This window comes from Nocardia sp. PE-7, assembly GCF_030486425.1.
GTDB lineage: Bacteria > Actinomycetota > Actinomycetes > Mycobacteriales > Mycobacteriaceae > Nocardia > Nocardia salmonicida_A.
On the sequence record NZ_CP129614.1, the window covers coordinates 6008377 to 6020231 of the forward strand.

11 protein-coding genes and 1 CRISPR repeat array (1 of these 12 running past the window's edge) are annotated in these 11855 nt (G+C 66.4%); of the genes, 2 read left to right on the forward strand and 9 right to left on the reverse strand.

From position 1 onward, the window contains the following. Nucleotides 1-5: 5 nt before the first annotated feature. The 9 genes from QX204_RS28265 to QX204_RS28305 form a co-directional block, all read right to left on the reverse strand. A complete protein-coding gene (locus QX204_RS28265; RefSeq protein WP_301903560.1) occupies nucleotides 6-236 on the reverse strand; it encodes a hypothetical protein in 231 nt (76 codons plus the stop codon). Beyond that, a complete protein-coding gene (locus tag QX204_RS28270) occupies nucleotides 233-1096 on the reverse strand; it encodes an alpha/beta fold hydrolase (RefSeq protein WP_301903561.1) in 864 nt (287 codons plus the stop codon). Before QX204_RS28270 ends, QX204_RS28265 begins: the two co-directional genes overlap by 4 nt. A gap of 1 nt (nucleotide 1097) precedes the next feature. Beyond that, nucleotides 1098-1394, reverse strand: coding sequence for a hypothetical protein (locus tag QX204_RS28275; protein WP_062990422.1), 297 nt, complete (start codon nucleotides 1392-1394; stop codon nucleotides 1098-1100). Between the two features lie 2 nt (nucleotides 1395-1396). Then, complete coding sequence (locus QX204_RS28280; protein WP_301903562.1) at nucleotides 1397-1786, reverse strand: hypothetical protein; 390 nt, start codon at nucleotides 1784-1786, stop codon at nucleotides 1397-1399. 260 nt (nucleotides 1787-2046) lie between these two features. Continuing rightward, the gene (locus tag QX204_RS28285) at nucleotides 2047-2724 is read right to left on the reverse strand and encodes a DUF8176 domain-containing protein (protein ID WP_301903563.1); all 678 of its coding nucleotides are present in this window, start codon (nucleotides 2722-2724) and stop codon (nucleotides 2047-2049) included. 112 nt (nucleotides 2725-2836) lie between these two features. Then, the gene (locus tag QX204_RS28290) at nucleotides 2837-4387 is read right to left on the reverse strand and encodes a cutinase family protein (protein WP_301903564.1); all 1551 of its coding nucleotides are present in this window, start codon (nucleotides 4385-4387) and stop codon (nucleotides 2837-2839) included. Between the two features lie 77 nt (nucleotides 4388-4464). Beyond that, the gene (locus QX204_RS28295) at nucleotides 4465-5586 is read right to left on the reverse strand and encodes a lipase family protein (RefSeq protein ID WP_301903565.1); all 1122 of its coding nucleotides are present in this window, start codon (nucleotides 5584-5586) and stop codon (nucleotides 4465-4467) included. Beyond that, nucleotides 5583-6815 (reverse strand): cutinase family protein, encoded by a 1233-nt coding sequence (locus tag QX204_RS28300; protein WP_301903566.1) that lies wholly within the window; start codon nucleotides 6813-6815, stop codon nucleotides 5583-5585. Before QX204_RS28300 ends, QX204_RS28295 begins: the two co-directional genes overlap by 4 nt. Continuing rightward, the gene (locus QX204_RS28305) at nucleotides 6812-7411 is read right to left on the reverse strand and encodes a hypothetical protein (protein ID WP_301903567.1); all 600 of its coding nucleotides are present in this window, start codon (nucleotides 7409-7411) and stop codon (nucleotides 6812-6814) included. Before QX204_RS28305 ends, QX204_RS28300 begins: the two co-directional genes overlap by 4 nt. 935 nt (nucleotides 7412-8346) lie before the next feature. Here QX204_RS28305 and QX204_RS28310 point away from each other — a divergent pair. Both QX204_RS28310 and QX204_RS28315 read left to right on the forward strand, forming a co-directional pair. Beyond that, entirely contained in the window at nucleotides 8347-9165 is an 819-nt protein-coding gene (locus QX204_RS28310; RefSeq protein WP_301903568.1) for a helix-turn-helix domain-containing protein, read from the forward strand. Nucleotides 9166-9899: 734 nt separating this feature from the next. Further along, nucleotides 9900-11219, forward strand: coding sequence for a tyrosine-type recombinase/integrase (locus QX204_RS28315; protein WP_301903569.1), 1320 nt, complete (start codon nucleotides 9900-9902; stop codon nucleotides 11217-11219). 191 nt (nucleotides 11220-11410) lie between these two features. Then, nucleotides 11411-11855: a CRISPR direct-repeat array (repeat unit 28 nt; unit sequence GGCTCACCCCCACGCCTGTGGGGACGAC); it runs 193 nt beyond the window's last position.

Genomic DNA, 11855 nt, shown 5'->3' on the forward strand with positions numbered 1-11855 from the left:
TGTTTTCAGGTGGGAAGGATGGCGATTGCCAGGGCACTGGCCGAGCCGAGGAGTGCGGCGGCGGCGAGGGATCCGATGAAGCCTTCGATCGCTTCTTCTCGGTAGATCCGGAGGGCGAGTTGGCCGCCGACGAAGGTCGCGCGTCCCACGCACAGCAGCAGCACGAACCAGGCCAGCCAATTCACCAGCTGTGTCAGCGGCGCCAACACCTGCGCGGGCAGCGGTTCGGCGATCACCAGCCGCCCCCGAACCTGTCGGCGTCGCGGGCCACCTGGATCGCGGATGACACCGCCGCAGCTGGCAGCCAAGGAAAGGCACGGGCGAGGTCATGCCTGCCGTCGCGCACGCTGCTCATCTCGGCCCACACAGTCTCGGCCTGCACCTTGACCCGCTCGTAAACAGCCACCGGGTCCGCTCGCCCGGCCACGATCCAGGTCGGCGTTGCGCGCAGGAGGTCTTCGACTGCTGACAGGTCGGCCCTGCATCGCCGATACGCACGCAAGATGCGGCGGGCGGATTCGATCTCGGCCTCGGTACGAAGGCGGTGCTCACCCAGCGCCGCGGAAAGTTCGTGGATGAGACGGGTGCCGTCTCGGCGGGCAGCCCCCGTCGAGCGTGCCGTCAGCGTCCCAGCGTGGTCTGGAAGTTCGGTGACCGGTGCGATCGCCACGATCGCCACGATGCGGGTCTCGTCTCGTCGATGGCGGTAGAGCCACTCCTGCAGCACAATCGCTGCCAGCGAATGCACCACCAACACCACACGACCATCGATGTGGGAGATCACCGTGTTCAGGTCCTCGACCAGTTGGGCCATCCCCGCCCGGCCCGGACGCAGCGGCAGGTCGTTGCCGTGGCCCCGCTGGTCGTAGACCAACTGCGCGATGTCTGCGCTGAAATGTCTGGCGATCAGCGCGATCATGGGCGAGAAGTGCGCTGCGCTGGCCAGCGGTGCGGGCAGGTAGACGACGGTCAAAACGGCGTCCGGTTTCCCGAAGCGGGTCGCCGTCAACGCTGTGCCGTCGGCCGCGGTGATAGTCACGGTGCGCGGATCTGTTGCGCTGCTGGGGGATTCGTGGCTGAACTGAGGTGCCTGCATGTCAGGAACCTCCGGTGACGGCGGCGTTCATGATGGCGCCGGCGGAGGTCGCGATGATGCCGCCGACCATGGCCGCGAACACGATCTTGGGTGATTCGACCGCGCCGCCGTGCCAGCGCTCCCACCCGAACTTGCCACCGGCATAGATCAGCGCTGCGACCCCGGCCAAGATGACCAGCCACGACAAGTACCCCACCAGATTGGTCAGTTTGTCTCCGCCCGGCGGGATGGTCGGGTTGACCTTGATCTCTTGGGCCAGCACAGACACGCTGTCACCCACCACGGATAGAACGGACATGGCTATCTCTCCGAATCCTGTTGTTCGATAGGGTTTTTCGCGGCGCGCGCGAGAGCGTCGATGAGCTCGCTGCCGACGTGATGAACATCGAGGGGCACCGCTTGAGTCAGGCGGGCGCGCCGTTGCGGGACTGGGTCGAACGGGCTGAACTCGGCGAGCTCGGCAAGTTCGCGTTCGATGAGCTCGTCATGCCAGCCGATGTCCCACACCTGTTCGGCCAGGCCCTCGACCACGGCGCGATAACGGCGTACCGGCGCCGGTACTCGCCCCGGCCGGGCAGCACTGAGCACGACACCGACGACCTCGACGCCGCCAGGAGCGGTACCGACATGCCATTCACGTAGTCGATCTGCACACGCGACCAACCCCGGCAGACACAGCCGCGCCGCCACGACGACCCGCTGCGTCGTCTGCACCGACCCAGGCCAGGACTGCCCACAGTCCGCCGCTGGCGCCCACCACCGAGCGAGCGTCGAGGTTCCGGCTCCGCCGTGCGCGCCGACAATCGCGACCACCGGTGGATGCGCTCGGGTCGTCGGCAGGGGCTCGGTCCGGATACTGGCGACGCGATCTGGAGCGCTCACAGTGGCCGGATCCAAACGGCGACCACCGATCCCAGCGAGGGGGTGCTGGCGCAAGGTCAAGGCATGCATCAGCTGCCTCGCTTCTGAATGTTGGTGATGACCAATCCGGCGGAGGCGACGGCGGATACGTTGATCACCTGCAGGTAGTCGAAGCGGCGGCCGTCTGGATGCAGTTCCACCAGATGGACCTCGGCGGTGTTCTCCGCGATCGAGGTGACGCCGACACAATGGGTGGTGCCGATCGGCAGCGCGGTGATCGCGGCGGCCAGCGGTTCGTGTGCGAGCCCAGCCTGCGGACTCGTCAACCGCAGGACTTGTTCAGCACTGCGGGTCACGTAGTAGGCGTGTTCGAACGCCGCGATCACGCCCGCGACGGTCGCGGTATCACCGGCACCGGCCGTCACGGTCTGAGCGGTCAACCCTGCACAGGCCCGCTCTGTGGCAACTACGACAGAGGTGGAGGTGCCCGTCGGCGGGGCCGAGGTGGTCAGGGAGGTGGCGGCACGGTCCCGGCTTTCGCCCGACATGCTCACCGCGAGAGCCGCAGCCAATCCGGTGACAACGCTCAAGACAGCCGCGCTGATCGCGACGATGCGGAAGCGGTGCGCAGGCCCCCGGTTGTGCTGTCCTGCTTGGCTGTCGACGTGTGGGTCGACTCGGTGGGGGTCGTCTGAATGTGGTTCTGGGCTGTCGGGTTTGTGTAGCCAGGCGGCACCATGGTGGGGGCTCAGGTCGTCGGTGGGCATGTTGTTCACCTCCTCGATTGGTTGGGTTGCGGTCGGGCCCTTCGGAGCACGCCGCTGGAAAGAGCCACTGGTCGGGGGATTGACGAGTGCCCCCGTCGTACTCCGAAGGGGTCTAGGGGTGTGCCTCCGGTTGGCTGGTCGTGTCCGAAGGCGGACCGGTGTGCGTGGCAGGGGTTTTCGCTGTGGTGCGCGAGGGGGCCGGGTGTGGAATGGAACCCGTCGCGCTGTTCGACGTCGTCGGGTGCTTCGTCGACGGCGTCTGGGTGGAGGCGAGGTCATGGGCGATCGCGGTGAACCACGCGGTGGTCGCGGCCAGTGGGGTGTCGCCGCTGGTCGTCACCGAGACGGTGCTGTAGCTGCTGCGTCGCCCGGTGGAGTTGCTGTATTGGGCGGTCGCTGAGGTTGTGTACAGGTCTTGGGGGTCGGTGATCGTGGAGGTGATCGCCTCGAATGCATCGTTGACCCAGGTACTGATCGACTGGGGTGGCACCAGATCCACTACGGCCTCGGCAACTTTCGTGCCGAGCACCGCGACCGCGGCGGCAGGGTTGGACAGCCCGACTGCGGCGAGTTCGGCGATGGTTGTGGCGGTGAAGACCTTCTGTGCCACCGACACCACGGCGTTGAAGCCGATCGTGCCGATCTTGAACAGCGCTGACAGGGCGTCGGATTCGGTGGTTGTGGTGGCAGTCGGTGAGGATGCGGCCGCGATGCGTTGGCCGAGAGTTTGGTTCGGTGTGTAGGAGAGCTGGTCCAGGCTGGTGCCGGTGATGTCGTCGTTGACGACGCCGACCGCGGTGGTGAACGCGGTGGAGGCCAGCGCTTGGGCAACGGTGGCGATCGCGGCAACCGGGTCCTTGCCTTCGGCCTGCCCGGCGATGTTGGTAACAGCGGTCAGTAGCGGGCTGCCCGACTGGACATCGCAGGTCGCATCACCGGCCACACACAGATCAGCTACGCGGCCGACCAGCGAGCCGTAGCTGGTCGGTGTAGGGCTGGCGGCGATCCCGGCGCCAGACAATCCGATGTTGGTCAGCTTGACCTTCGACACCGCGGTGCCGTCCGTACCGATTGGAGCGGACGGAACTTCCGCTGTGTCGGTGCCGGGCAGAGAACCAGTTGCGGCTCGTCGTGAAGGGTTGGCCAGCAACGCGATCCCCGCGACCTTCTCCGCGGGGACGCGTGACCGACCCGCCCCAGACTTCTCGGCGAAAACTGCTGCCGCAGCGGCGCCTTGGGCGTAGCCGGCGACCGCGATCTGGGTCGATGGACACCGGTCGATCACCTCACCGGCGCGTTGTTCGATCTGATCGGCCGCTGCGGTCACCGCCGCGGGGTAGTTCGCCGTGTTCACGTCGTCTCCGACGACGATGTAGGACCGCTCGACCGCCGTGCCTGATTTGGTGGCCATCCGCCCGAAGGCCTGGCCCAGCACCCCGGTGTCGCCGGTCTCGACGGTGGTGGCGGCGCCCTCCTCACCGCTCTGCACGCCCAGCACGTACAGGGCAGGACAGGCCGAGGTTGCAGGTTCGCCCGATGTCGTCGACGGGCGAGGTGCGCTGGTGGTGGGCTCGGCCAGGGCTGGTGCCGCGCCGATGACCGTCACTGTCAGCCATGCGGCCGCGATCGCGCAGGCTCTGCGCTGAGTTGTGTTGTGGTTCATCGGATTCGGCTTCCTTTCGGTGTCGAGACAGCGGGCTCGGCCTGCCCGCGCCGGAGGGGGTGGCGCGGGCAGGCGCGTCAGTTGGTCGGGTTGGGGCCTTGATGGCGTGGTGGTCGGGCGAATCCCGCCCTGAAGGTGGTCAACACGTCGGGGACTCCGAGGTCGGCTGCGCCGAGGTGGGTTACGTCGAATTCCGACCAGGACACCGCGACGTCGCGGGAGGTGTATTCGGCGAACAGTTCGCGTCCGGACTCGATCGGCACCAGCCCGTCGAGCAGCCCGTGGTAAAGATGCACCGGCACCAACGGTGTCTTCCTACCGAGATTTTCGCGGGTGAGGATGTAGTTCCAGACCGGGTCGTTCCAGGGGTCGGGGCGCTCACACCATGCCGCCAGCGGAGGCAAGAACTCCACCAGCAAAGTGGCCAGGTCAGCCTCGGAGGCCCTCTGGACTGCACGCATGCCGGCGTCGGTGAGTAGGTGATCGACCGGAAGGTGCGAGTAGGCCCGCGCCAAGCCGACCATGCCCGCGAAGGCAAACCCCGACCACGGCCCACCATCGAGGTTGTTGATCAACGCGCCGGGATCGCGGATCACCGCACCCGCCGCGACGGCCCGCAGATCGAGCTCGGGAGCGTAGGCGGGCTGGTATTCGGCGGCAGCGGCGGCGACACGGCCGCCGTCTGCGTAGCCCCACACCGCTACCGGTGCCTCGATCCTCCCCTCGGCAGGCTGGGACACGACCGCGCGAGCCAGATCCAGCACCGCCCGGGCGCCTGCCTTCTTGGCCAGGAAATGGTGTGGACCAGCACCGTCGATGCCCAGCCCGACGCCATCGGGCAACGCGACCGTCCATCCCTGCACAAGCGCGGCGGCGATACTGCTCGTGTCGGGTTCGTTCCCGTCGACCAGCAGCTCAGAGGGAGCGCATCGACCACCCAGACCGTGAAAGGTGGGGCAGTACACCACCACCGGGGTGTCCACGATCGCGCCACCGGTCGCCGCGACCGGTTCCAGCACGATGCCCGAGGCGGCCACGGGGATACCGAAGGTGGTTTTGGTCGTGTAGATCACCTGCCAGGCGCGCCGGAGACCGGCGATGTGGGGCACCATGACCTCGCGGGTGCGCAGGATCTCCCCTGAGGTGTCGAACCCGATCGTGGTGTTCGCGCGGAACTCGTCCGCCCCGGTGCTGGTCATGAGCGGGATCCCGCGATGTCGTGGGCGAGGGCGATCATCCAGGCGATGCCCGAGTTCAACTGCCCGGTCAAGGCATAGCCGTTGTGGCGCCCGACCGTGTCGGCGAACCGCAGCCACGTCGCGGGGTTGACCAGCTCGGCGTTCTCGGCCGCGAGCTGGCCCCACGCGCCACCGAGCTGGGCGAGCAATCTCGGCAACAGCACTAGCGGATTCGCCATGACCGTCGCGGTGATCTCATTCCATCGCGAAGCTGCCGCACCGGGATCCGTGACCGACGTGCGGGGGTCACCAGCATCGACTAGCCGCTGCCCCAAATCCGCCTGTGGCGCATAGTCGATACTGCCCGCGCCGACCTGGAAGTCCTTGAGGATCACGGTGTTCCAGGCCTCACCGAGCGCCTCGGAGAGCGCAGCACCGAGCGTGTTCAGCGCTGCGAGGGGGTTGGTCAGGTCCGCTTGGGCGAAGACCTGCGCGCCCAAACGCAGGACCGCGGCCTGACCTGGAGCGGAGCAGGCGAGGTCGCCGTCGCTGCAAATATCGGCGACCCTCCCGACCAGTGCTCCGTATCCGTCGTCGGTGGTGGCGATGCCCGCACCCCCCGCGGGGGCCGCGAGGACCTGCACGGTCGAAACCGCCGTCCCCGACGTGCCGGGTGCGGGGTCGGGCACGATCTGGCCCGGCCTCCCAGGAAAGACCGGTTCGAGCTCGCCGCGATCGGGGTTGGCATACAACGCGATCCCCGCGACACGCTCCGCCGCAACGGGCCCGTTTCCGGCGCCGACATCACGTGCGAAGCTCGCCATCGCTTGGGCGCCCTGGCTGTAGCCGATCCCGGCGAGCATCGTGTCCGGGCACACCTGCGCGACGTGGCGTGCAGCGGAGTCGAGATTGGCCCGCGCGCCCGACACCGAGGACACATACGGGTCAGAGCCGCCACCGGGGACGATGCCACCGAATCCGGCGTCGTAGCCGATATAAGCCCGCTGCACGAGGGCTGGCACCGCATTGGCGACGGGCCCGATCAGCGATCCGACGACACCGGTGTCAGCGAGCGGATCCGCGGTCGGCGACGACTGGCCGGTGCCCTGGACACCGAGGATGAACAAGGCCGGGCACCCATTGATCGGCACCGCGACCGCAGGGGCCGCAGGTGAGGAGGCGGTGAGTACCGCCGCCCCCACCATCGCGGCGACGACAGCGGCGACATGACCTGCGGCGCTCGTGGTCATTGACCGACACCGACGCCCGCGCCGAACCCGGCGCCGATCGTCCCGCCGACCGCCGCGCCGACAGCACCGGCGGGTACGCCGAGGATCGCCGCACCTGCCGCGGCTCCGGCCGCAGCACCGAGGGCGGTGCCCGCGACTCCGCTGGTGGCTTGTCCGATGATGGGGACAGGGATCACGATTCCTAGTGCGGCACCGGCGATCCCGCCGACGGTGCCGCCGATCAGCCCGCCCACCGTCGCGCCGACCGCCGCCGCGGGTGCGCCGAGCACGGTCGCACCGGCCGCGCCGCCCAGTCCCGTGCCTGCCAGGACGGCGCCGCTGACGCGATCGGAGCGCCCAGCTGGGATACCGACGGAGTCAAGGGCGGTTGCAATCTGCGCTTCGGCGCCTGCTGCGGTGTTGTTGATGGTGTCGCGCACTTCCACCGGAACCCAGTCGGGGCTCGGTGTCTGCCACTCCCCTATCCGGATCGTGTTCTCCGGCGGGGTAATCGGCGCGACCGGCTCCACCGGAACAGGAAGGTGGAGTTCTTCGATTCGTACCGGCTCTACCGGTTCGTCCACCTCGGGGGCAGGGCGGGTCGGTGCGGTGCGCACTTGCTGGGGTTGTTCGTAGTACACCGGCGGAGTCGGCTCTGGGTCCGGTTCGGGAACCGGCTCGGGAGGCGGTGGTGGAGTAGGTATTTCGGTGCCGGGTTGCGCTGGGCTGGTGACCCCTCCTTGGTCGGCCACGGTGGAGACTGGTGAGCTTGCGTGGGCGGTGGCCGTGGTAGATACCGCGATCGCGACAGGGATGGCGGCTGCCAGCAGCAGGGTGCTGCTACGGCGAGCCAAACCGATTCCAGAGTGACGGCGCGTAGCGCTTTTGTGGGTGGTCGAGCCATTTACGGGCATGACGGGGAGACCCTTTCTCGATGAAGGGTGGAAATGAACGGGATCCGCGAGCGTTGCGCGGCAGAAGATTTCGGGCCGAGGGCCCCGGGTGCCCGGTCGGACGGGCTGCCGCCCGACCGGACGGTGCCCCTACAGGGCGTCAGAGCAGATGCAGGGCCAGGTTCAGCACGTTGCCGGCCAGTGCCAGGCCGTTGGACAGCAGCGCCAGCCCGGCGTTGATGTAGCTGACGATCACAATGGGATCCACGGGATTTCCTTTCTCGAATGCAAAGATTGGCTTGCGTCCTCCATCCAAGCCACGAAAGTCCATGGGCCGCTAGTGCCTTAACTGATCAAGTTTTGATACATCAAAAAATGATCAGTTAAGGAAATACGGTCTGCGCAGCAAACTTGCGTTGACCTATCAAAGAATGTTTTTTACCGCCCAGCGAGAGACCCGTCCCGACGTGACCCGAATATCACCGGATACGCGCGCCCGTGCCCTATCAATGAACACGCCCGTACGCGGCGCGGACAGGGCTGGCTAACTTGCCGCATGAATAGACCTCTGGTAGAACGGATCTCGTCACGAAATCGCAATATTGCGTTCAAACCACGCAATCTGTGACGTCCACCACAAACTCCCGGGGGGGAGACAATTGAACGAACGAATTGCACGGCCCCACAAGGGACGCCAACGCCGACGTGCCCCCAAGCGACCACAGGTCTCGATCCCAGACCTCGGCACCACCATCGCGTGGATTCGAGACGATCTCGGACTCACCCAGAACCAAGCCGCCGCAGCGGTCAACTTCAGCGCCGTCCATCTGGGACGTTTCGAGCGCGGAGAGTCCAAGCCGCCCCCTGACACTCTCGAAGGGATCATCAGCGGATGGCGCCTGGACAAGGCGATGGCCTCCCACCTGCGTGAGCTCGCAGGGCCAGCGATCATGCTCGCACCACCCGACGCTTTGCGCAGCTATGTCCGGGCCGAGAAGTCCCTGAGGCTCAACCTCGAGCGGCTCCAAGCCCGCGCCATCCCAGCAGCCTTCGTCGATCCCTTTGGGAACCTGTTGGCGCACAACGCCTTGCTCACCACAGCCTTTCCCGGCATCCAAGACATCGGCTCAACGTCGATATGGATGTTCAGCGATCACAGCAAAGCCGTGATCGTCGACCCCGAAGGGGAGGGTTCGTTGACGGTCGCGATGCTGAAATCAGCCCTGGGCAGGCACCGGAGTTCAGCGCAGGCAAGAGAGCTCGTTTCCGCCTTGGCGCCGATCAGCGATGCTCGGCGACTATGGGCAGCCAGCGTGAACGTCACCCGTGGGCGTGACTCGCAGTGCCCGTTGCACGCCTACGACGCCAACCACAGACCGGTCTCCTACCAGCTGGCGCTGACCGACGGCATACTCGCTCACCACGTCCAGCTCCTCACGGCCACACCGGAGGAATACTCCGGCCCCGAAATCGACTAGCCACCAACGACATCCGTCCGACGCAGCGGCAACAGATCTGCTCGCGCCGGTCGGAGCTTTGTGATCATTCACAGGGCGATAGCTTGTCGCCCTGTGAATGAATTGTCACCAATTTCTCGGTGCCAGCAGAAAAGTGGTGGCGAACATCGCTGAATTTGTGTTTTCCTGTATACGGGAAGAGCCACTGATCGGGCCGAAAGGTGCCCGATGCAATTTCATACGACTGCCATCCCGCTCCCGAGGCGCGAGGATTCTTCGGCGCTGCCGTCGCGAGCTTTCTTCGCTCATCTGCTGTGGCATTTCCGGTGCCGCACCGGCTCTGACAGTTGCCGTGTCTTGAGCGCTGCCCCGCCACCTGGTGACAATTCTGTGCGTGGTGGCCTCCGCCGACACCGCACGAATAGTCGCGATTCTCTCGGCGATTGCCGCCCTCCTCAGACGCGGCGCGTACAGCACTGCGAATCCGTGATCCACGTCGACCGCGACTGGAGGCACGTCGGTGAGCGATGAAGCCTCGACCCCGCCTCCACCATCGCTTCGCCGGTGGGTCAACACCAGGTCTGCGGCCGCCCACATCGGCATCCATCCCGAAGTGCTGCGCCGGTGGGCCCGCCAACCAGGCAAGCACACATGGCTACCCAAGCCCATCCGAGTCGGAAAGGAATTCCGTTGGGACATCGACGCACTCGAAACAGCCCTGACGAACCCCGACGACAAACCACAGGAGCACGACGATGAGACGGGGTAGACCGCCACGGCCTCTCGGGGTTCCCGGCAAACCGATGCTCACCGAGATCGCCCCCGGACACTGGAAAGCACGCATCTATGTGCGCGACAGCTCCGGTCGGCGCCGAGACGTCACCCGCTTCTCCCCGATCAAACTCAACACCCAAGGCCGCGCGCTTCCCGACCGCACCGGCCAACGTGCCCTCGACGCCGTTCTCAGTGCAGCTGCCGACATCCGTGTCGATCTCGATGACGCACTGTCGGATTCGATCACCGTGCGGGAGCTGTGGAAGCACTATCGCGATCACCTCATCTCCCTCAACCGCGCCGGCTCGACCATCGACCGCTACGACGAGGCCGCCAAGACCTTCGACACCGCCTTCGGCGGTCGAAGGCTGTTCGAAGTCACGACCTCAACCGTAGAAGCCTTCCTCCAAGAGGTCGGCCACGCCCGAGGACCGTCGAACATGCGAACCGCCCGCAACGTGCTCTCGGGAATGTTCCGGTTCGCGTGCAGCCGAACTCCCCTCGAGGTCAACCCGGTTCGAGAGGCCAAGATGGCCGAGAACGTCGAAGCCAAGGGACGCACCGGCGGCGCAGGCGATCTGACCGTCGACCAGTTGCGCTTCATCCTGTCCTCGGTGCGAGTCTCCACCACCCCGTGCCCGCGCAAACTGGCCAAGGCCGAACGTGAGCGGGGCAAACCGGTCAAGGCATACACCCCACCGACGGTAGCTGCGTACTGCGAGGGCGCCGACATCGCCGACGTGATCACCCTCTACGCCGCGACCGGCCTACGTCGCTCCCAGATGCTCGGACTGGTGTGGTCTGACATCGATTTCGACGAGTGCACACTTCGCCCCACCGGCAAGGTAATCCGTCTCGCGGGCGTCGGACTGGTCCGTGTCACCGACGACAACGATCCGAAGAACCACACCGGCACCATGGCGTTGCCAGATTTCGCCGTGGTGATGCTCAAGCGTCGCAAGGCCGCGATGGCTGCGCGGCGCCTGGCCTCACCGCCGGAGTCTGGGTCCGAGGATCTGGATCTGGTGTTCCCGTCGGCGGTATGGACATTGCGCGACCCGCAGAACGTCGGCCATGCGTGGCAACGTGTCCGGGAAGCCCTCGGATTCGACGAGGACATCACCCCGCACAGCTTCCGCCACGCCGTAGCAACGATCCTCGATGACGCCGGACTCTCGGCCCGTGTGACCGCCGATGTCCTCGGCCACACTGATCCCTCGATGACCCAGAAGCACTACATGGCACGAGGTCGCCCGCATCGGGTAGCCGCCGCCATCCTCGACCGGGCCATCGGCGACTAGGCGGGCTGCTCTCGATGAGTGACCGAGTACGGCTACGACCGGCCGGTCACTCATCGAGAGCAGGTAGAGCAAACGTGTCGGCCACACAACCTGGGGACGACGGCTTGGTGTCGCCAATGCCCTGCGATTGTAAGACTCCCCCTTGTCTGCAAGTACGACGGAGTGAACGCGACTTCGACCAGTCAGTCCTGGGCTCACGCGCGTACCTGTGGGGACAACATCACCGGCCCGCCAGGCCATACAGGCCCGCGGGCTCACCCCCCACGCGTGTGGGGACGACGTTCATTCCGCATGGGATATCCGGGTCGCTCGGGGCCCACCCCCACGCGTGTGGGGGACGACACGAGACCGTGCTACAGGGTGCCGTGCCCGCCGGGCTCACCCCCACGCATGTGGGGACGAACCGCCCAAGCCGATTGTTCGACAGCATCAGTGGGGCTCACCCCCAGGCGAGTGGGGACGACCTTGTCGTCTAATGGCAGGACACGGGAGTTTGGGGCTCACCCCACGCGTGTGGGGACGACGACGCGACGCGACCGCTGATGATCTTCATCGACGGCTCACCCCCACGCCTGTGGGGACGACTGGATGCTGTGGGCTGGCGGCTACTTCTCGATGGGCTCACCCCCACGCCTG

Excerpts from the sequence above, each read along its gene's own strand:
- QX204_RS28295 (WP_301903565.1), bottom strand. The coding sequence starts at position 5,586 with ATGACCAGCACCGGGGCGGACGAGTTCCGCGCGAACACCACGATCGGG.
- QX204_RS28290 (WP_301903564.1), bottom strand. The coding sequence starts at position 4,387 with ATGAACCACAACACAACTCAGCGCAGAGCCTGCGCGATCGCGGCCGCA.
- QX204_RS28285 (WP_301903563.1), bottom strand. The coding sequence starts at position 2,724 with ATGCCCACCGACGACCTGAGCCCCCACCATGGTGCCGCCTGGCTACAC.
- QX204_RS28270 (WP_301903561.1), bottom strand. The coding sequence starts at position 1,096 with ATGCAGGCACCTCAGTTCAGCCACGAATCCCCCAGCAGCGCAACAGAT.
- QX204_RS28315 (WP_301903569.1), top strand. The coding sequence starts at position 9,900 with ATGAGACGGGGTAGACCGCCACGGCCTCTCGGGGTTCCCGGCAAACCG.
- QX204_RS28275 (WP_062990422.1), bottom strand. The coding sequence starts at position 1,394 with ATGTCCGTTCTATCCGTGGTGGGTGACAGCGTGTCTGTGCTGGCCCAA.
- QX204_RS28300 (WP_301903566.1), bottom strand. The coding sequence starts at position 6,815 with ATGACCACGAGCGCCGCAGGTCATGTCGCCGCTGTCGTCGCCGCGATG.